General features: G+C 63.8%; 18 protein-coding genes. 7 read left to right on the top strand and 11 right to left on the bottom strand.

Going from position 1 to position 19,970, the window contains the following annotated elements:
- Positions 1 to 283: 283 nt before the first annotated feature.
- From CH266_RS03895 to CH266_RS03870, 6 genes are all read right to left on the bottom strand, one after another.
- Positions 284 to 1,837, bottom strand: a complete 1,554-nt coding sequence (locus CH266_RS03895; protein WP_032383980.1) for an APC family permease — start codon at positions 1,835 to 1,837, stop codon at positions 284 to 286.
- A gap of 23 nt (positions 1,838 to 1,860) precedes the next feature.
- Complete coding sequence (locus tag CH266_RS03890) at positions 1,861 to 2,745, bottom strand: universal stress protein (RefSeq protein WP_094714761.1); 885 nt, start codon at positions 2,743 to 2,745, stop codon at positions 1,861 to 1,863.
- 47 nt (positions 2,746 to 2,792) lie between these two features.
- The gene (locus CH266_RS03885) at positions 2,793 to 5,903 is read right to left on the bottom strand and encodes an NAD-glutamate dehydrogenase domain-containing protein (protein WP_094714760.1); all 3,111 of its coding nucleotides are present in this window, start codon (positions 5,901 to 5,903) and stop codon (positions 2,793 to 2,795) included.
- Positions 5,904 to 6,045: 142 nt separating this feature from the next.
- Positions 6,046 to 6,882 carry an alpha/beta hydrolase gene (locus CH266_RS03880; RefSeq protein WP_094714759.1) on the bottom strand — a complete coding sequence of 279 codons (837 nt, stop codon included), beginning with the start codon at positions 6,880 to 6,882 and terminating at the stop codon, positions 6,046 to 6,048.
- Positions 6,883 to 6,999: 117 nt separating this feature from the next.
- Complete coding sequence (locus CH266_RS03875; RefSeq protein ID WP_057473845.1) at positions 7,000 to 7,752, bottom strand: ferredoxin reductase; 753 nt, start codon at positions 7,750 to 7,752, stop codon at positions 7,000 to 7,002.
- A gap of 1 nt (position 7,753) precedes the next feature.
- Positions 7,754 to 8,353, bottom strand: a complete 600-nt coding sequence (locus CH266_RS03870; RefSeq protein ID WP_094714758.1) for a sulfite oxidase-like oxidoreductase — start codon at positions 8,351 to 8,353, stop codon at positions 7,754 to 7,756.
- 167 nt (positions 8,354 to 8,520) lie between these two features.
- On the opposite strand from CH266_RS03870, the gene CH266_RS03865 reads away from it, so the two are divergent.
- Entirely contained in the window at positions 8,521 to 9,009 is a 489-nt protein-coding gene (locus CH266_RS03865) for a nucleoside deaminase (protein WP_032388824.1), read from the top strand.
- Positions 9,010 to 9,069: 60 nt separating this feature from the next.
- Positions 9,070 to 10,395 carry an alpha/beta hydrolase gene (locus tag CH266_RS03860; protein WP_094735567.1) on the top strand — a complete coding sequence of 442 codons (1,326 nt, stop codon included), beginning with the start codon at positions 9,070 to 9,072 and terminating at the stop codon, positions 10,393 to 10,395.
- Between the two features lie 31 nt (positions 10,396 to 10,426).
- On the opposite strand, the gene CH266_RS03855 is transcribed toward CH266_RS03860, so the two are convergent.
- Entirely contained in the window at positions 10,427 to 11,302 is an 876-nt protein-coding gene (locus CH266_RS03855; protein WP_094714756.1) for a helix-turn-helix transcriptional regulator, read from the bottom strand.
- Between the two features lie 101 nt (positions 11,303 to 11,403).
- Between CH266_RS03855 and CH266_RS03850 the strand changes: the two genes are divergently transcribed.
- Positions 11,404 to 12,099: an SDR family NAD(P)-dependent oxidoreductase gene (locus tag CH266_RS03850; RefSeq protein ID WP_094714755.1), complete on the top strand. Its 696-nt coding sequence runs from the start codon at positions 11,404 to 11,406 to the stop codon at positions 12,097 to 12,099.
- Positions 12,100 to 12,120: 21 nt separating this feature from the next.
- Here the strand turns inward: CH266_RS03850 and CH266_RS03845 are convergent, their stop codons facing one another.
- Together CH266_RS03845 and CH266_RS03840 are read right to left on the bottom strand one after the other, a co-directional pair.
- Positions 12,121 to 13,566 carry an amidase gene (locus CH266_RS03845; RefSeq protein WP_094644568.1) on the bottom strand — a complete coding sequence of 482 codons (1,446 nt, stop codon included), beginning with the start codon at positions 13,564 to 13,566 and terminating at the stop codon, positions 12,121 to 12,123.
- A 33-nt stretch (positions 13,567 to 13,599) separates the two neighbouring features.
- The gene (locus CH266_RS03840; RefSeq protein ID WP_176457000.1) at positions 13,600 to 14,040 is read right to left on the bottom strand and encodes a DUF3237 family protein; all 441 of its coding nucleotides are present in this window, start codon (positions 14,038 to 14,040) and stop codon (positions 13,600 to 13,602) included.
- Between the two features lie 157 nt (positions 14,041 to 14,197).
- On the opposite strand from CH266_RS03840, the gene CH266_RS03835 reads away from it, so the two are divergent.
- The 3 genes from CH266_RS03835 (at position 14,198) to CH266_RS03825 (ending at position 16,558) form a co-directional block, all read left to right on the top strand.
- A complete protein-coding gene (locus tag CH266_RS03835) occupies positions 14,198 to 14,872 on the top strand; it encodes a TetR/AcrR family transcriptional regulator (RefSeq protein ID WP_217900985.1) in 675 nt (224 codons plus the stop codon).
- A 56-nt stretch (positions 14,873 to 14,928) separates the two neighbouring features.
- The gene (locus tag CH266_RS03830) at positions 14,929 to 15,723 is read left to right on the top strand and encodes an SDR family NAD(P)-dependent oxidoreductase (protein ID WP_094714753.1); all 795 of its coding nucleotides are present in this window, start codon (positions 14,929 to 14,931) and stop codon (positions 15,721 to 15,723) included.
- 79 nt (positions 15,724 to 15,802) lie between these two features.
- Positions 15,803 to 16,558: an alpha/beta fold hydrolase gene (locus CH266_RS03825; protein ID WP_094714752.1), complete on the top strand. Its 756-nt coding sequence runs from the start codon at positions 15,803 to 15,805 to the stop codon at positions 16,556 to 16,558.
- A gap of 9 nt (positions 16,559 to 16,567) precedes the next feature.
- Here CH266_RS03825 and CH266_RS03820 read toward each other — a convergent pair whose 3' ends face one another.
- Entirely contained in the window at positions 16,568 to 17,854 is a 1,287-nt protein-coding gene (locus CH266_RS03820) for a competence/damage-inducible protein A (protein WP_094714751.1), read from the bottom strand.
- A 140-nt stretch (positions 17,855 to 17,994) separates the two neighbouring features.
- Between CH266_RS03820 and CH266_RS03815 the strand changes: the two genes are divergently transcribed.
- The gene (locus tag CH266_RS03815; RefSeq protein ID WP_032364793.1) at positions 17,995 to 18,402 is read left to right on the top strand and encodes a DoxX family protein; all 408 of its coding nucleotides are present in this window, start codon (positions 17,995 to 17,997) and stop codon (positions 18,400 to 18,402) included.
- A 30-nt stretch (positions 18,403 to 18,432) separates the two neighbouring features.
- On the opposite strand, the gene CH266_RS03810 is transcribed toward CH266_RS03815, so the two are convergent.
- Positions 18,433 to 19,920 (bottom strand): FAD-dependent oxidoreductase, encoded by a 1,488-nt coding sequence (locus CH266_RS03810; protein ID WP_094714750.1) that lies wholly within the window; start codon positions 19,918 to 19,920, stop codon positions 18,433 to 18,435.
- Positions 19,921 to 19,970 lie beyond the last annotated feature (50 nt).

Raw genomic sequence — 19,970 nt, 5'->3', positions numbered from 1 at the left:
CTACAGAGCTTCGGCCACTACCGAACGATTCGATACCGAAGGGGTCGAAGTCCTCGGCCATCCAGCTCGGCGATAGGGGCCAATCGGATGGTCGGTCAGATAAGTTGTCCCGTCGGGAACTTCGTGCCGCATTCGTCGTCGAGCAGCGCCACCGCTGTGCCGGCGGGACGCGGAACCGCAGCTGCCGAGCAATCCCGCCGTCCTCGGCGTCGACGTCGTCGTGCGAACACTCACGGCAGGCTGCGGTACGTCACGAAGCAGTCACGAGCTTCTCGGGCCTCGGTTATCTGCCCGCCAGATCGCTTTCGTCTCGCAACGCGGAGGTGTTGCGGTCGAGGGTTTTGCCCTCGAAGAATGCGGGATGGCGAAACCTCATGACGATCATCAGCACAGCACCGAGGACGAGGATGCCGAAGCCGAGGAAGAACACGAGTCCGATGCCGCCGATCGAGGCTCCGCTGGCGTTGTCGGGATTCATGCTCTCGCCGAGTGATATGACGAAAACGGCGAGCAGCATGAGGCCACCGAGAAGTGGAAACAGGAAGCGGAAGACGGTGTTACGGACGCTGTCGAACAGCCTGCCGCGGAAATACCAGATGCAGGCAAAAGCCGTGATGCCGTAATACCAGCAGATCATGATGCCCAGGGCCGCGATGGTGTCGATCAGAGTGCGCTCGGACAGGAATGTGACCACTGTGTAGAACCCTGCGGTGATGGCCCCTGCGACGACGGTTGCGTAGGAAGGCACCAGGAAGCGAGGTGACACTTCGGCGAACTTCTTGGGGAAGGCACCGTAGGAACCCATCGCCAGCATCGTTCGCGCAGCCGGAAGGAACGTGGTCTGCAAACTCGCCAGTGAGGACACCAGCACGGCCAGGAACAGCAGCAGCCCGCCCCATTTGCCGAGCACCGGGTCGGCCAGAGAGCCGAAGACGTTCTCGGCGTTGTCCGGGTTACCCAGGCCCAGGCCGTCCTCGCCTACCCCTGCGTACATCATGGCGGCCACCGCGACGAGTAGGTAGGTGAGCAGAATGGTTGCCACGCAGAGCAACCCGGCGCGGCCGGGCGTCGTCTTGGGGTTCTTGGATTCCTCGCCGAGCGTCAGGCACGTATCCCAACCCCAGAAAGCGAAGATGGATCCCGTGAGTCCGATGACGAACGCACCGACGGCCACGCCGGTGAACGGGTTGAACCAGTCCAAGTCGAAAGTGACCTCGCCCGGGGCGTCTCCTGCTCCGACATGAATCAGCGCAACGACGGCGAAGACGACGAGAAGCACCATCTGAAAGCCGACCGTGACGATCTGCAGCTTTTCGCTCGTGGTGATGCCTCTGCTGGCGATCCAGGTGGCCGCTGCGATGAACACCAGCGTCGTACCGACATTGACGAACTTGTTGCCCGGTAAATCGGCGATCGACGGTGTGTCGAACAACTTCGCTATGAACAGATAGAAGAACTGCACCGCGATGGCCGCAAGGTTGGACAACACGATGATCGTCGCAATCACCATGCCCCAACCGCACATCCATCCGACGTAAGGTCCGAATGCTTTGGTCGACCACGTGAACGACGCGCCGCAATCGGGAGACTCGGAGTTCAGCTCGCGGTAGGCATAAGCGGTGAGAAACATCGGAACGAAGCCCGCGATCAGGATTGCCGGCATTTTCAGACCTACGGCCGCGACGATCAGACCGATGCTTGCCGTCAGAGTGTAACCCGGTGCGACAGAGGAGATTCCGAGTATCGCACCCGAGAAGGTGCCGACTGTGCCTGTCGCCAGCCCCTTGGCGCTGACTTCACCGGCAGTGGGCGAGGGCCCGCTTGCGTTCTTGCCCATATTCGAGCCTTCCGTCGACGGATTCATGATTCGAACTCCTGCTTGGGGACGACCACCATGGGAACGGGCAGGACGCGAAGCATCTTCGCGGCCGTCGAACCGAGAAAGAGTCGGCGCGGTTGGGCAAGGCGGCTGGAGCCGACCATGGCGAGGTCGCCGTCCTGCCAGTCGAGCGTCCGCACCGCAGACTCGACGGACGATCCGTCCGCGATGGTCACCGATATCGGAAAGTCGTCCGGCAACGTGGATTTCGCTTCGTCCACGAGGGCACGTGCGTGCGCGACGGCACGGTCACGCGCGCTGTCGTAGCTGTCCCGGGCATCGCGAAGATCGTTGCGGGGGTCGAGCGCAACCAGGGACACGAGCCGCAGTGGAGTGTGCATTCTCTCGCAGGTGCGTACCGCCGTCCGCAGCAATACATCCGCTCCCGTCCTGGTTCCGAGTGCGCAGGTCACCTGACGAATCTCCCGAGCGGACGAGTGCCGGGTGCCGCGCGGCGCGAGTGCAAGCGGCACGTGTGCCGAATGCAGCAGTTCGGTCGAGACCGAGCCGACGGAATGCCGTCCGAGCAGGCCGTCTCCGGACGCACCCACGACGATGGCCGAGGCCCCCAGCCGAGCCACCTCGTCCAGCAGTCCCTGGGCGAACGAGTCGTTGAAACTCGCGTGCACGGCGACCTCGATGTCGGACGGCACCAACGATTTCGCCTCGTCGAGCCAGCCTTGCGCTCGTGTGACCAGGACGTCCTCGTAACCGGTTTCGGCGGGGACTCTGGACGCAACGGTGCGGTCCGGCGGTAGAACCATGCAGATGTCGAGTTGAGCACCCAGGCTGCGGGCGAGCTGCACCCCGAGGGTAAGACCGTCCTTACCGCTGGGGGTGGCGAGATATCCGACGATCAAGCGCATGGGGACGGCTCCTTCGTTTCGATCGAAACAGGTAGAGGTAGTGCGAATCATCGGCACCGAGACAGGGCGAGCGACAGCTCTGCGCTCACCACGCACACTTGCGAATTGCTCAGCCCTTCCACGCTGTGGAGTTCACCGACCATCTGGGCCAATCGTTCGACGGAATTGGTGTGCACAGACTGCCACGCTGCAACGGCGTCGGTAGCAGATTCGGTGTGTACCGCCTCGGACAGGACCTGTTCGGTCATGTTGTGCCAGTGCTCACGAATCGCATCGACCAGAATCGCGCTTGCCATGGCGTCCCAGTAGTCGGCTCCGCCGGAGGCGACAGAGGAGCGTTCCACCAACTGGTCGAGACCCACGGCGCGGCCGAATTCGAGATATGTCTGCGCCACGTGCGCTATCGGTCGGGCGAGCGACCGGGCTGTCGTCTCCAACGCGAATGCCTCGGAGAGGAGTCGAAAAGTGTTCTGATCGACGACGAGATCGCCGGTCAACTCCGGCAACGATGCTCGGAGTTCACGTACCGGCCGCGTGAAGCGTTCGATCGTCTCCAGAGGCGTCGCTTGTTCGTCGCGGTTGCGCAACAACCACGACGTGGTCCGCTCGATCAGATCCTGAACACCGAACTGCAAAACCAGCCTGGTGCTCTGCGGGATTCCAGGTAGATCGGCAACGATGTCCCACAGATGGTCGATGTCGAAAACCTGGCGCACGACGGCATACGCGACCGCGATATCGGCAGTGCTCACGCCCAGCCTCTCCTCCAGCCGGTGAATCATGCCGGGCCCGACGCGGTCGATCATGTGTCCGGTCACGACGACCGCCACGATCTCCCGCGCCAGTGGATGCCTGCGAATGTGGTGAGGAACCAGGACACGGATCGATTCTGGAAAATAGCCGGCGAGTACCCCGTCGAACACCGGGTCGTCCAATAGGGGAGAGGCGAGCAATTCGGTGGCCACCAGGTTCTTCGACTGCGCCAACAGCACCGCGATCTCGGGCCGAACCAGTCCCTGCCCCAAGCGATGTCGAGCCCGCAACTCGGCAGGCGAGGGAAGAACCGCAGCGACTCGACTGATTCCCGCGTCGCGTTCGAGGTTGTCGATCAACCGTTCGTGCCGGCCCAGCAGGAACGGCGCGTGGGCCTCGGCGAGGCTGATCGCCAGGGTCTGCGATGCAGCATCTGCAAGCACCGACTCGGCAACCTCGTCCTGAACCTGGGACAGCGCTCTGTTGCGCTCGGTGACGGACAGCTCGCCGTCCGCGACGGCCGCATCCACCGCGATTTTCAGATTCACCTCTCGATCGGAGGTTGCGACGCCCGTGGCGTTGTCGATGAAGTCGGCGTTGACGCAACCCCCGGCAAGGGCGAATTCGATTCGAGCACGCTGCGTGAGGCCGAGATTGCCGCCCTCGCCGACCACCCTGGCCTGCAGTTCGGACGCGTCGACGCGAACGGAATCGTTGGCCGGATCGGCGGAGTCGGAGTGCCCCTCGGTCGAGGCCTTGACATAGGTGCCGATCCCTCCGTTCCACAGTAGATCCACCGGGGCAGTGAGCAGCGCCTCGACGAGTGCGTTGGGGGAGAGGGTGCCGACATCGATTCCGAGTCGTGCCTGCATCTGCGGTGACAGTTCGACGGACTTGACCGAACGGGGCCACACCGCGCCGCCCGACGACAGTGCCCTGGTGTCGTAATCTGCCCAGCTGCTTCCGGCGATCGATGCCAGCCGTTCCCGTTCGCGGTACGAGACCTCGGGGTCGGGGTTCGGATCGAGAAAGATGTGTCGGTGATCGAACGCGCCGACGAGTCGGATGGCGTGGCTCAGGAGCATGCCATTGCCGAACACATCACCCGACATGTCTCCGATACCGACCACCGTGAACGCATCGGTATCGACGTCGATACCCTTCTCGGCGAAGTGGCGTCGTACCGACAGCCACCCGCCGCGTGCGGTGATTCCCATGGCCTTGTGGTCGTAGCCCGCCGAGCCTCCCGAGGCGAACGCATCCCCGAGCCAGAAGCCTCGGCGGACTGCAATGCTGTTGGCGAGGTCGGAGAATCGGGCAGTCCCCTTGTCGGCGGCGACGACGAGATACGGGTCGTCGCCGTCGCGGATCACCGTGCGCGTCGGATGCACCACCGCGCCGTCGACGACGTTGTCGGTGACATCGAGCAGTGCCTCGATGAAATCGGTGTAGGCGTTGCGGACACCTTCGGGAGTCGTCTCCGTTCGAACCACGAAAGCGCCCTTGGCACCCATCGGCACGATCGGTGAATTCTTGACGTGTTGCGTCTTCATCAGATCGAGTACTTCGGTGCGGAAATCGTCGTGCCGGTCCGAATGACGCAGGCCCCCGCGAGATATCGCACCGCTCCGAACGTGACTCCCCTCGACGATCGGCGAGTGCACGAAGATTTCGCGGTACGGGGTGACGGCCGCGGCGAGGGACAATCGTGCCGGGTCGATCTTGAACGCTGCGGGCGGGGCACCGACTGTGCGGTCGTGTCGAAACCAATTGGTACGCAACACTGCCGAGAGGAAAGAACGCAGTCCTCGTAACAAGCGATCCTCGTCGAGTGCCGAGGTGCGCTCGACAGCGGTGTCGAGAATGTCCTCGGCGGCAGCCGACGGCCTGTCGCGGTCGGTCACGTCGGGATCGAACCGTGCATGGAAGAGTGCGCAGAATCCTCGGACGAAGTCGCTGTGCCGCAGCAGTATCGAGACCACAGTGGGTTCGGACAGCTCCAGCCCTACCTGGCCGAGATAGCGGGCTGCGGCGCGAACGAGAACGGCGTCGGTGAACGGGATGGAGGCCGATGCGATGAGGCGAGTGAAGCCATCGACCTCTAGATCGCCCGATGCGGCGGCCTCGAATGCAGCCCGCAGCAGGTTCGGAGTTGCTGCGGACCAATCGATTTCATCGGTACTGAAACCGAATCTGTGAACGAGGGCGTCGCTGTCGTCGCCAGAGGGCAACAACTCGTGGTTCGCCACACGTAGCCCGAGATCGGCGAACAATGCGACCAGATCGGCGAGAAGTGGAGCGCGACGCTGCCACTCCAGGATGGCAACGGGCATCTGTTGGTCCGCAGTGTCGATGAACCGCAGCCGCACACCGCTGTCCTCCCGGACTGCACCGGCACCGCTCATTTGTTTCTCCTGACCATGCTCGACGAGGGTGAGGCGACGCTCACTGTCGGCTAAGTCTGGCTGAACGAGACGCGCGACACAGCTGACGAAATGGACAGCCGACGTCCTCGGACCGCTCCATTCCGGTCCTTGTGCTGCTTCATCACCCGTTCCGCAGCGCCTCGTCGATTCGTGCTCCCACGGCGGCGGCACCGGCCGAGGTCATGATCGTGCCGGCATGGTCGAGTTCCATCATCGGGGTGATCGAGGTCAGGTCGAGCGCATCGATGTCTGCGGGCGAGTACATCGGTGCAGAGTTCTTACCAATGCTCCACTGCGCGTGCAGGAATCGAATCGGCATCGTCAGTTCTCGAAACCGTGACTCGCCGAAGAACACATCCTCTGCGTCGGAGACGACTGCATCGGTCGACAGTCGCACCGACCCGTCGACCAGATCGTGTTCGGCGTACGTCCGCAGGAGTGGATCCGCCGGGTCGAGAAGCGGCAGCGACGTCGAGACCAAGAAGTCGACGTAGTCGTCGACGGCGTCGAAATGCTTCTGAGTTCGAGCAATTCTGTCCACGAACACAGCTCCGACGGTCTCGCGGGTGAGACCGGCGGGCGGTGCCACCGGAACGCCTCCGTCGACGAGAACGAGACTCTTCACTCGAGATGGATACCGGGCCGCGAACTCGACTGCCACGAATCCACCCATGGACATTCCGCACACGTGCGCAGCGTCGAGTCCAAGGGCATCCATGACGGCGTCCAGGTCGTCTGCGTGCCGAGCGAGCGACGACGACCCCGTGACCTCGACGCTGTCGCCCCTGCCGCGCAGATCCGGTGCGACCAGTGTCAGATGCGGCGACTCCGCCCGCAACCAGCCCCACAGCATGCGTTGGCTGGACACGCCGTGCACCACGAGGACGGGCTCACTGGTGCCGGTGTGTGTTTCGACGACGAGATCTCCGCCGGGTACAGGTACTCGATCGATGGTCATGGTGCCGACAGTATGGGAAGCCGGCTCCAGTGGGGATGGATAAGAACCCCATTGAGAACGTCGAAATGTGGATGGTTCATCTTTACCGCGGGAGCGGCGCTGAGTCGAGGGCCAATCTCAGCTCGGTCCGAAACGCTCTGTTCGAATGTTCCCAGCCGAGTGACCCCGCGCTACCAGCATGTCCGCCACCGTGTCGACGAAGCTCGTGGGCCCGCAGATGTAGCAGCGCGGCTCGAATTCCGCCGGCCATCCGTGAGCGTCTATGTCTTCCAACGTGATTCGACCGAGGGGCCGTGTGCTGCCGGCAGGAGCACGCCGCGTGTGGATCATCGTGACGTCCACTCCCGCCGGAGGGTGAGCCCACTCGTCCGCGAAGTACACCTCTGCTGGTTCGCGCACGGAGTACAACACTCGGAAAGGCACCCGCCCGCCCGTCGCAGACGCCTGCGCGCGAACCATGGCGCGGAGCGGGACGATGCCGGAACCACCACCCACCAACAGAATCGGCGGAGACGGGGTCTCCGACGGTTGGGACGGCCGCCAGACGAACCATCGACCCACCGGCCCGCGGATTTCGATGCGATCGCCGACCTCGACGGACTCGACCAAGTAGGGCGACACCTCACCGTCCGCGACGTTCTGCACGGCGATCTCGATACGCGACGTGCCGTCGGGTGCCGAGGCCAAGGAGTAGCTGCGCTGTGCGCTGTAGCCGTCCTCGGCGGTGAGCTTGACGTCCACGTGCTGCCCGGCGAGATGGCCGGGCCAACCGTCGACGTCGAGAACAAGGGTGGACGCGGTGGGTGTCTCACGCCGCACGGCCGCAGCCGTGGCAACGAGCCAGGGTTTCGCCCCAGCCGCCGAAGTCACGTCAGTCGCCCTGGTAGCGCTGCTCGCGCCACGGGTCTCCGTAGTCGTGGTACCCACCGCGCTCCCAGAAACCTTGTTCGTTCTCCAGGGTGAGCCCGATGCGTGAGATCCACTTCGCCGATTTCCAGAAGTACAGATGAGGAACGAGAAGCCGTGCCGGACCGCCGTGTTCGCGAGCCAAGGGAGCGCCGTCGAATTCGGTGACCAGCCAGGCCTTCCCGTCCCTGAGATCTTCGAGGGGGAGATTGGTGGTGTAACCGTCGAAGCCGTGCACCACGACGTACCCGGCATCGGTGTCGAGACCGTCCAGCAGAACGTCCAGGCTCACGCCCTTCCACGTGGTGTCGAGCTTCGACCACTTGGTGACGCAGTGAATGTCGACGGTCGGAGTCTCGTGCGGAAGTGCCGCGAATTCGTCCCAGGTCCAACTGCGAGTGTCGCCCCGTTCGGTGGTGACCGAGAACGACCACGTGTCGGTCGCGACCACGGGCGCAGGCCCGATCGCGAGGACGGGAAAGTCCTTGGTCAGATACTGACCGGGGGGAGTGCGCCCGTCGTCGCCGCGTCGTCGGCCCACGAAGCCCTTCGAGATCAGTGCCATGGTGAAGAATTGTGCGCTCGTTGTCGCGAGTCTGACAAGTCGGGTGACGGTGTCGGCTACCTGCGCTTCGGCGGGAGCACGTGGGATCGATGCGGAGTTCGCCGTGCTTCGTACCGGTACGGTCGAGGTGTGGACACTACTATCGTCGACGCACCATGTGGTGCGGCATGAGTATTTCCGCCGACGACCGTGCATTTCTGGCGCGTGCTGTGGATCTGGCGGCGGCCGCAGTGAGTACGGGCAACGATCCGTTCGGTTCGGTGCTGGTGTCGGGCAGCGGTGAAGTGCTTGCGGAGGACCGCAATCGCGTCGGCGATCGACACGATCCCACCCAGCACCCCGAGATCGCTCTGTCACGGTGGGCTGCGACCAATCTGAACCCCAGTGAGCGACGATCGTCGACGGTATACACCTCCGGTGAGCACTGTGCGATGTGCGCGGCGAGCCACGGAATTGTCGGGCTCGGACGTATCGTCTACGCCACCTCGACAGCCCAATTGCTTACGTGGCTGGAAGAATTCGGTGCTGCGCCGCTCGCGATCACGCCGCTCACCATCACACAGGTCGTGCCGGGAGCAGTGGTCGACGGGCCGGTCGCCGAGTTCAGCGACGCTGTCCGTGACCTGCACAGGCAACGTCACACGTCCACGGCGTAGCTAAGGGTGAGCAAAATTTTCGAAGGCCGGCGAACGAGAACGTCGACATCGGCACTCGTGATGACCGGTGGTATCGGTGTTGCACTCGCGTGGCTCCAGTGTCTTCTGATCCGTCAGCAGTTCGCGGTGGGATTGTGGGTCATCGTGGTGGCCGTCGTGGCCACCTGTCTCGTCGCGTCCGATGCCAGAAAGCATGTAGCCGTAGGAACTTCGCTCGGTGCAGTGACCGTGGTCGCTCAGGTCGCCTGGTTGGTGACGCCCTTTCACGCGCTGTGGGTCGTGAGCGCAACCGCGGGGACTGCGCTCGGGTTCTTTCTGCTCGGATCGGCGTGGGCGGGCTCCTCGGATGGCACTCGCCGGGTGGTTCTCGCCGTACCCGCCGGCCTCGCTGCCTCGATTGCGTTGGTGGTTTCCGCAGTGACGATCACTACGGCCGCCAGTCCGGCGCCGCTGGTTCGAGCGCTGCAGTCCTTGGGGCAGAGCAATTCCTTCGTTTCTGCCGCGCCGACAGCGACGTCGGTAGTGAACGGGGCAGGTCGCACCAGTGACATCGAATACGGCTCGACGCTTCCCAATTCGTTTCTCGACATCTACATCGCCGACAACGATCCGTCGGTCAGCCGTCCCACGTACGTCATGGTGCACGGCGGGGGATGGATAGCGGGGGACAAGGCCGACGGTGATTCCGAACTCGGGACGGACAACCCGTACTTCGCGTCGGGGGCGGGCCCCGTACTCGACGCCGGTTTCAACCTGGTGTCGGTGAATTATGCGTTCGCACCGGAATACCGTTTTCCCACACAGACGATCCAGCTGGGTGAGGCTCTGCAGTTCTTGGAAACGAACGCCGACCGATACGGCTTGGACATGAGCCGCGTCGTGCTCGCCGGAAGCAGCGCGGGTGGTCAGATCGTGGGTAGCTACGCCAATGTTCGGACCAACCCCGACTACGCACGTGCGCTGGGCATCGAACCCACGATGGATCGAAGCGCTTTGAAGGCCTTGGTGTTCGACAGTGCGGTACTCGATGTGGGGAGGGCCGGCTCACCGCAATCTCCGAGTCCGTCGAACGGCTTTCTGTACGACATCGGTGCACGCAGCTACCTCGACACCACCGATGCCGATTGGCTGGCGCGCGCAAACGTCACGAAGAACGCCACCTCCGACTTCCCGCCGAGCTTCATCGCCGACGGAAACACCGGCACCTTCCCCGATCAGGCGGCCGAACTGAGCGCGAAGCTGGACAGATTGGGCGTCGCCAATCGCTTGAATCTGTACAGCAAGAACGAGGGGACCCTCGAGCATGCATTCATGACCACGGGCTCGCAGTGGACCGACGAGTACAACCGGCTCAGGATCGAGTTCCTCCGCGGCATCGTCGGATAGCAGAGCAGTCGCTGACGCACTCGACTGGCCGCTACTGCACTGGCAACCGCAGCTGGTCGACGGACCCGGAAACGGCGGCCAACCGGAGTTTCGTGTCGTCATCCGATCCGGGGGCGGCTGTCATGATGACGATTTTCAGCTCCGCGTCTCCGTCGGTGAGTACGTCGCAATCGACGGTAATCGGTCCGACCGTCGGATGGTGGACCACTTTGTGATCCTCGCGATGTGAACCGACAGCACCGACCGACCACAGAGACTCGAATTCTGAACTGCCGGTGCGTAATTCTTCGATCAGGCCCCTCAGTCTCGAGTCTCGGGGAAACCGTCCAGTGGCTCGCCGAAGGTCGGACACCACGGCAGCTCGGACTGCTGCGTCGCCGCCGGACGGCGTCACCGGCCAGGCGGACATTCCGGGCGTGTCCGCGCCGACAGGGAAACAGTCACGAGCGAAGTTGCGCTTCGAGGGTGAGACGGACGACGGATCACCGACCAGCGCAGCCCAACTCCGGTTCCACCAGAGCAGTTGCCAATCGGCGGCGAAGACGGCAACCGCACCCTCGTCGAGTCGGCCGACAACCCGCCTGACCCCAGGCGGGATGTGGTCGGAGATAGTCCCGTCGACCGGCGGAATGTGGCCGGCCAAGCGGTAGAGATGGTCTCGCTCGGGAAGAGTCAGCTGGAGAGCCCGCGCCAAGGACGACACCACTTGCACCGACGGTGTCGTCGCTCGTCCCTGTTCGAGCCGCACGACGTAGTCCACGGAGATGCCCGCGAGATCGGCGAGGTCCTCGCGTCGGAGCCCCGTGGCCCGTCGAGATCGTCCGGTCGTCAGTCCGACAGCATCGGGTGAGAGTCGATCACGCCACGATCTGATCGTCGCGCCGAGTCCGTCCGTTGTCGAGTTCACGACTCCATTGTCACTCTTCGGGCGGGTGTGAGGGTGGTACCGATTGTCCTACCGTCCAGGCGTGCCTGGAACACACGCCGGTCGACCTGAACACTGGGGCCATGACCATCACATTCATCACCGGAGCAAACAAGGGCCTCGGTTACGAAACCGCGCGCCGACTGATCGAACAGGGCCACACCGTGATCCTCGGAGCACGTGACGCCGAGCGGGGTAGGAATGCTGCAGCAGCGTTGGGCGCTCGGTTCGTTCGGATCGACGTCACCGATGCCGAATCCGTCGCATCGGCAGCTGCGGACGTACAACGGCAGGAGGGGGTTGTCGACGTACTGATCAACAACGCGGGCGTTCCCGGACCGCACAGCGCCATCGAAGAACTGACCGCCGAGGATGTGCAGTCGGTACTCGATGTCAACGTCCTCGGAATCATCCGCACCACAACAGCATTCCTTCCACTACTGCGCCGCTCCACCGATCCCGTCATCGTCAATGTCAGCAGTGGAATGGGTTCGTTCGCGGCGACACACGATCCGTCTCGCGTCGAATCCAGCGTGATTGCTCCGGCCTACACCGCGTCGAAGTCGGCTGTCACGATGTTGACGACGCAGTATGCCAAGGGCCTGAGCGACATTCGCATCAATGCCGCCGATCCGGGCTACACCGCAACCGAATTCAACGGAAACAGCGGGCCGCAGACCGTCACCGAGGGGACCGACGCCATCGTGCAGCTCGCCACCGAAGGGCCCGGCCACGGATCCGGGCGGTTCATCGACCGCCACGGAACCGTCAGCTGGTGACCTGTTCCGTGGCAGTCGGAGTCAGCCGATCACGTTCTGCAGGTCCATCCCCGCCGGCTTCTTCAGCGGAGTGAACGTTCCGACGCTCTGCTCGACGGCTCGGGCCGCCGCGAGTGCGATGTGGTCGCCGTTGCGCGGAGCGATCAACTGAACGCCGGACGGGATGCCGTCCGAGTCGAGCCCGGTGGGCACGGCGACCGAGGGCAGGCCGAGGAGGTTGACCGTCACCAGTAACCGGTGATCACGCCACAGTTGCGTGGTCGCTTCGGGACCGGACAAGTCGTAGCCGACGGCAGTCATCCGCCGCGCCGAGACCGGGCCCAACACGATCGGGTACTGGGCGTGGAACCTCTCCCACGCTGCCGAAATCAGCACACGCTGACCCCACGCAGCCTTGTACTCGGCGATCGACTCGTAGACCTCGGTCTCCGAGGAGTTGTCGAGGAAATACTGCGTTGCGCCCGCGCCGAGGGGCTCGGCACCGCTGTCGGGTTGGAAATTGCCGACGAACTCGGTGACCGAGAGTCGACGCCACAGCACTGCAGCTTCCTCGATCATGGGTGCCTCGGCCTCGACGACCTCCCACCCCGCAGCGGTCAGAGCATCGGCAGCTACCGAGATTGCTTCGGCCACCTGCGGATCCACACCCCAGCCGGCGGGATCGCGCGTGACGGCGACGCGACGTACGCCGTCGTAGGTGGTCGGGTGAGGAATCGAGGACGCCATCGGATCCAGGCCGTCCGACCCGTGCATCAGCGAGAAGGCGGTGTCCAGGTCGTCGACCCGGCGAGCGATCGGTCCGTTCACTGCGAAGAACTGTTCCGTCAGGGGCCAGGCCTCGACGGGTGAGGGTGCAGGCACTCGGCCCGCCGACGGTCGCAGTGCGCAGATACCGGCAGCGTAGGCGGGCAATCGTAGAGATCCGCCGTAGTCGTTGCCGAGTCCGATGACGGACATGCCGGTGGCCACGGCGACGCTGTCTCCGCCGCTGGAGCCGCCGGCGACTCGGTCACGATCCCATGGGTTGTAGGTCCGCCCGAAGAGTTCGTTGTCGGTGTCCCAACGCAATCCGGTGTCGGGCATGTTTCCCCGGCCGATCGGGATCGCGCCTGCTTCCATCAGCCGTCGGACCATTGTCGAATCCGACGTCGGAATCGCATCCGCGAGGAAGGTCCAGCCTTGCGTCGACGCAGACCACGTCAGGTCGATGTTCTCCTTCACGGAGATCGGTACCCCGGCGAGCTCACCGACATCCTCACCGTCGGCGATTCGGCGATCGATGGTGTCGGCGAGTGCGCGTGCGCGGTCGTGGAATACGACGGTGAGAGCGCCGAGGTGACCGTTGACTTCGGAGATGCGGTCCAGGTGCGCGTCGATCACCTCGCGTGCGGTCACTGCGCGAGTACGAACGAGTCGGGCGATCTCGCGGGCACCGAGCGTCCAGAGAACGGGGTGTGCCTGAGTCATGTTGTGCCTCCTGTGGAGTGGGACGGGGAGTGATCAGGCCAGAACTTCGAAGACGTCGATCGTGGTGCCGGTTGCGTGGGATGTCGCGCGGCCCACGAACACCGAACGCGTGAGCCACTGAAGTCGTGGTGACGTCGTCCGAAATCGGGGAGTGGACTGGAAGTAGCCCATCTCTTCGCCGGACTCACCGGGGAGGTGACGGACTATCCCGAGGTTGACCACGTCGACGATGTCGTCCTGATCGGTACGAATCAGGTATCGCGCTTCGACCCGGTAGGCGTCGTCCGCGCGAGTCAGGCACCAGTCACCACCGCCGGGAATGATGGTTCCGGAAACATCGCCTTCGATGGTTCCGCCGGTGATGGGAATGAACTCGAGCAGCTCGGTGGCTCGTTGTTCGAGGGGTAGGTAGGGGCCGGTGTCGGCGACGATGCGGAATGTGAATCGCAGCTCGGGTGCCGTGGGGGCGTCCATGGCTCGTCCTGTCTCGGGTCGTATCTCTTTGGTGTTCCAGTGACTATGGTCATAGTCAAGGTGATAGTCAATAGCATTCACTAAGGAAAATCGCGTCAGAGCGAGACGGAAACACGTCCAAACGCGCTCGATGCGTCGGACGCGAAGGGATGTGCCGATGAGTTCGGACGTACGCAAGCGTCGCAAGAGGGGATCGCTGTCGCAGGAGGAAATCATCGCCGCGGCAATGCAAATTCTCGATACCGAGGGCGAGCCGTCGTTGAAATTCTCGCGACTGGGTGACGAGTTGAAGGCGTCCCCGACGGCGGTGTACCGACACTTCGCAAGTCGCCACGACCTGCTCACCGCAGTGGCCGATCATCTCGACGAGCTGTCTCTGGACGGCTACGAGCCGACCGACGACTGGCGCGCGGATCTCGAAGATCTCGCGTGGCGTGCGTGGCGAACGACGACGGCGCACCCGGCGGCGGCCGCTGCCACGTTCTTCCTGATAACCAACGGACCGAACGAACTCAGGGCCGTCGAATGGGTTCTTCGGGCGATGCACATGGCCGGTTTGCGAGGCCGTGCCGCGGTGATCCAGTATCAGGTCTTCGCGAATCTGGTTCTCGGTTCGGTCAGTGCCGAGGGCGCTCGGCTCAGTGCGTCGGACCCGCGCGAAGTGGAGGAAGGGTGGGTCCAGGTCTACGCCCCGAAGCATCCCGAGAAGTTCCCGTATGCGGAGCAAGCCAAAGCCGAACTGGCACGGATCAATTACGAAGAGGTGTTCGCCAAGCAGATCGAGATGTACCTCGACGCGCTCGAGGCTCTTGCTTCGAGGGACCGAGAGTAGGTTTTTCCCCCCGGGGTTTCATCGTTCGCTCGTTCGATTGTGGAGGTGCTCGACTCATGGTTTCGACTGCGGCCCAGATCGATAGGCCCGTAGCGGTGGTGACGGGTGCAGGCGGCCCCGACGGTATCGGGTTCGCCTGCGCACGATTATTGGCGGCAACACACTCGCTCGTCATCGCTGCGACGTCGTCGCGGATCGAGCTCCGTGTCGCGGAGTTGACTGCTACCGGTGCGCAGGTGATCGGCTTCGTCGGCGATCTCACCGACTCGTCGACCGCGAGGCGACTGGTGAACAACGCAGTCGAACAGTTCGGCCGGGTAGATGTATTGGTGAACAACGCGGGCATGACCGCAACAACGGGCAGTGAAGAACAAACTCCGGCCGAGCTCACCTCGGACGATCAGTGGCACGCGGCAATTTCACGCAACCTCGACACGAACTTCTTCGTCACCCGCGCCGCGCTCGAGCCCATGGCGGAGCAGCGGTTCGGACGAATCGTGAACCTAGGGTCTGTATCCGGCTCGGTGATGGCCTACGGAGGAGATGCCTCGTACCACGCTGCCAAGGCGGCATTGGTGGGTTTGACGCGGTCGATAGCGATCGATAACGCGCATCGCGGAATCACTGCCAATATCGTTGCGCCAGGCTGGATCGCGACGGGATCGGCAACCGAACACGAAAACGCAATGGGAGCGGCCAGCCCGCTCGGGCGTTCCGGAAGGCCCGACGAAGTCGCGGCACTCGTCGCATTCCTCGCATCCGCATCGGCGTCGTACATTACCGGCCAGGTCCTCGTTGTCGACGGCGGTAACTCCATCGCCGAAGAGCGAGGCCGCGGTACGCACGCGTGACTACTCGAACCCCAACGTCGAGTAGCGGATACTCGACGGCGACGCAGAGCTGGCACCCTCGACGAAACGAGAGAAATCGATGAGCACCAAACCTCCACTTCTGCTGCTGCACGGAGTGACGATGTCGGCTCGAGCGTGGGACACCGTCGCACCGCTTCTGGAGAAGAGCTACGACCTCGTCGTCCCGACCGCAGCGGGGCACCGCGGTGGACGTCGTCTCGATCACGCGAGCATCGGTGCTCTGACCGATGTGACAGAGCAGCTGCTCGATGATCGTGGTCTCGACACCGTGCACATCGCGGGCAATTCGATGGGAGGGTGGATGGGTATCGAGCTCGCTCGCAGAGGCCGGGCCCGTTCGGTGTGCGCGCTCTCGCCCGCCGGTTTCTGGGAGCCCGACGCCGATCCGGGTAAGAGTCGGGCGACGTTGATCCGAACCAAGAAGCTGGCCGACGCCACCAGCTCGCTGATGCCGCCGCTGATGCGGTTCGGGTTCGTTCGCCAGCTCGCCATGCGTGATATTGCGTTGCGCGGCAAGCAGATGACGCACCAGCAGGCTGCCGCATCATTCGAAGACCTCGTCGGATGCGATGCGGCTCACGACCTGTTGAACACCCGCGAGAGCGTGGCACCGTTCACCGAAATGCCATGCCCCGTCACTGTGGCGTGGTCGAGTGGAGACCGCATCTTCCCGCCCGAACATTTCGTCCCTGCGGCCCGTCAGCGGCTACCCGGGGCGCATTTCGTCACGCTGGCAAACGTCGGCCATGTGCCGATGATCGACGATGCGGCACTGGTGGCGAAGACGATCGAGGAGTCCATCGTCGGTCGTTGACCACAAGAATCAGATCGTTGGCTCCAGGGCGTCGGCGAGCATGTGCATCGCTGCGGTGGTGGAAAGCGAACGCACACTTGCCCTGTCACCGGGCAGTCGAAGTGTCCGGGTGACGGTCGGCTGATCGCGGACGGCAGTCGCGAAGCACACGGTGCCGACGGGCTTGAGTTCGGTGCCACCACCGGGGCCTGCGATGCCACTGGTCGAGACAGCGATGTCGACGCCCACCCGGTTCAGCGCGCCCTCCGCCATCAGTGCAGCCACCGGTTCGCTCACGGCTCCGAGCTGCTCGATGACCTCGGCTGGAACACCGAGAAGCTCGGTCTTCGCTTCGTTTGCGTACGACACCACTGCGCCGATCACATATGCCGACGACCCGGCACGGTCGGTGAGACGCGCGGCGATCATGCCGCCCGTGCACGATTCTGCCGTTGCGATGCGACGGCCCGCCAAGCGACTCGCCACGATGTCGTCGATAGTGGATCCGTCGGTCGAAAATACCTGTGAGCCATAGTGTTTCTCGATAAGTGCTGCGACGTCGGAGTATGCGGCCGCCGCTGATTCTGGATAGCGCGTCACCATTTCGAGTTCACCGAGACGCAGGCAGGTGGTGATCTCGAGGTCGCCGAATCCCGCTACCTCGCGCTCCGCTGTTCGTAAGGTCGCCGCGAGGTCGGCCTCCGACAGACCGTACGCACGGATGGTGTCCTGGCGAACCGCGGTACTCCTGGCCAACACTCGCGAGACCGGCGCTGTCTGGACAGCTTCGGGCCACATAGCCTGTAGTTCGCGCGGTGGGCCCGGCAGAATCAGAACCGCAGGCAGCATCCCGGAGTCACTCGCTGGTATCGCGACGCCGGGAGCAGTGCCGGTCGGCGAAATGGACAGCGCGCCTTGCGGAACCATGGCTTGCTTGCGGATGCCCGCGAGAAGGGGCTCCGAATCGGTCGAGGAACTCAGGCGACTCCGCCAACGCTGCACGATCTGCTGGATGCGCTGCTCCAGTTCGACGTCGAGCTGGAGTTCTCGACCGTAGAGCGCGGCAACGGTCGCGACCGTGAGATCGTCGGCGGTCGGCCCCAACCCGCCAGTGGTGACGATGAGGTCCATACGCTGATCGGCGAGGAAGCGAAGTTGTGCGGTGAGATCATCGGGCCTGTCCCCGCACACGGTGATGTGGGCGACGTCGACGCCCAGTTCCAAGAGACGTTGGGCGACCCATGGGCCGTTCCTGTCGGACACCCGACCCGAAAGAACCTCGGTTCCCGTGACCACAACACCTGCTCGCACTGACATTCTTCGACTTTACTGTCACCGGGTTCGAGTGGACTCGCGACGGTGGCTCGATCGACACCGAATCCGGGGCCGCGGTGAGTTTCCGTACCGACGGCAGTCGATACCGGCGACATCGTGCATCTCGAACATCGGAGAACATCATGACCACGACGACCACTCCTGCAACCACGTCACGTACCGCTGCGCGCGTCGGCTGGGTCCTCACCGGCCTGCTGGCGCTGTTTCTGATCTTCGATATCGTCGGCAAACTGCTGAATGTGCAGCAGGTGAAAGACGCGACGGTGGAATTGGGGCTGCGCGACGAGATGACGCCCGTCATCGGCGTCGTGCTACTGGTGTGCTTGGTGCTGTACGTGGTGCCGCGCACCGCATTTCTGGGTGCCGTTCTCCTGACCGGCTACCTCGGTGGTGCCGTTCTCACCAACTGGCGGGTCGACAAGCCGCTCTTCAGTACGGTCCTGTTCGCGGTCTACGTCGGAATTCTTGCATGGGGTGCGCTGTACCTACGGGATCCGAAGGTGCGTCAGGTCATGCCGATAGTGCGGTAGTGAGACGCCTCCTGCCCACACATGTGAGGGTCAGGACAACGGATTCAGACCCGACGTGACGGGACCCTCCAACACGGAGCCGTCGGCAGCGAAACGCGAACCGTGCAGCGGGCAGTCCCAGGACTTCTCGGCATCGTTCCACGCCACGATGCCGCCGAGGTGTGGGCACACCGCAGACACGCGGTGGGTGACGCCGTCGACGGTGCAGACAGCCTTCGGTGCGATGCCGGGCTCGACGTGGCCCTGACCCTCGACCAGTGGGGTTTTCGAGCCCCCGGTGATCGGCTTCGCCCATCCTTTCGTCATGTTCAGTCCCACGTTGGCATTGATACGGATCGCGTCGACGATGCCGGTGAGTTGGCGCAGCTTCCAGCTGTCGTACGCGCCGGCCCAGTCGGTTCGACCGCCGAACGCCCGCTGTGCAAGAACGAGCGCGGACGCCGCGGCGTTCGTCATTCCCCATTTGTCGTAACCCGTGGCGACCCAGATGCGATCGTCGCCGGGCAGCAGTGGTCCGGCGTACGGCAGCGCGTCGATCGACCCGTAATCCTGCGCGGACCATCTGTATCGTCGTCGGGCCCCGGGGAAGTTCTCTGCGGTCCATTCGTCGAGGTCGTTCACCTGGGCCTGCGGAGAAGACTCGCGCCCGACGACGTGATCGTTTCCACCGATGAGGAGTAGATCGCCGGCCGGGGTGGGCGCATACCGGATCGATCGGCTGGGGGAGTCGGCCGAGAGGTACATTCCGCGTGGAACGTCGCCGTCGATCTCGTACGCGGCGGCATACGACCGCATCGGTTCCATTCGAGCGAAGAATGCACCACGATCGAGAATGGGTGTGCCAGTGGCCAAGACGACCCGCGACCCGCGGAGTGGACCCTGATCCGTCTTGACGTCGACGTGACGAAGCCTTCGTCTCACACCGAGTGCTCGGGTGCCTTCGGTGATGTCCGCACCCGCGCTCGAGGCGTCCTCGGCCAAGGCAATGAGGGCGTCCATCGGATCGAATTGAGCTTGGTCCGGAACAGACACGGCACCGGCGACGTCGAAGGGAAGTTCGGTGTCGGTGCCGTAGGAAGCGTTCAGTCCGGCACCGAGAGCGACGCGCAATTCATCGCGAACGGCGGTGAGACCGGAGCTGGTCGTGGCGTACGTGTACGCCGTCTCGGGTTGGACCGCTATACCCCGCTCCGCGCAGTATTCGAGCAGCCATTGCTGCCCAGCAGTGTTGCCCTGCACGTAACGCCGCACCTGCTGGTGCGAATGTTTCGACGCTATCGACGACAGCTTCGTGCCCTGCAGAACACTGATCTTGGCTGTCGTGTTTCCCGTCGCGACGGCACCGATCGTGCGGGCTTCGAGCACCGCGACGCGTTCTCCGGCTCGTGCGAACAGCAGGGCGGTGACCAAACCTGTGAGTCCGGCCCCGATGACCACGGTGTCGTACTTCTGGGTGAAATCGATCGCGCGGTAGGGCAAGCGGTCGGGTCGGTCGAGCCAGAGCGAGTTGGGCGGCATACAACCGAGTTCCCGCCTTCGTCGTCGCGAAACCCGGAAAACCAGATCGC

Source organism: Rhodococcus sp. 06-1474-1B (genome assembly GCF_002258885.1).
Lineage (GTDB): Bacteria > Actinomycetota > Actinomycetes > Mycobacteriales > Mycobacteriaceae > Rhodococcoides > Rhodococcoides fascians.
Note: the sequence above shows the minus strand (reverse complement) of the source record. Positions and strands in the feature narration are given on the sequence as shown.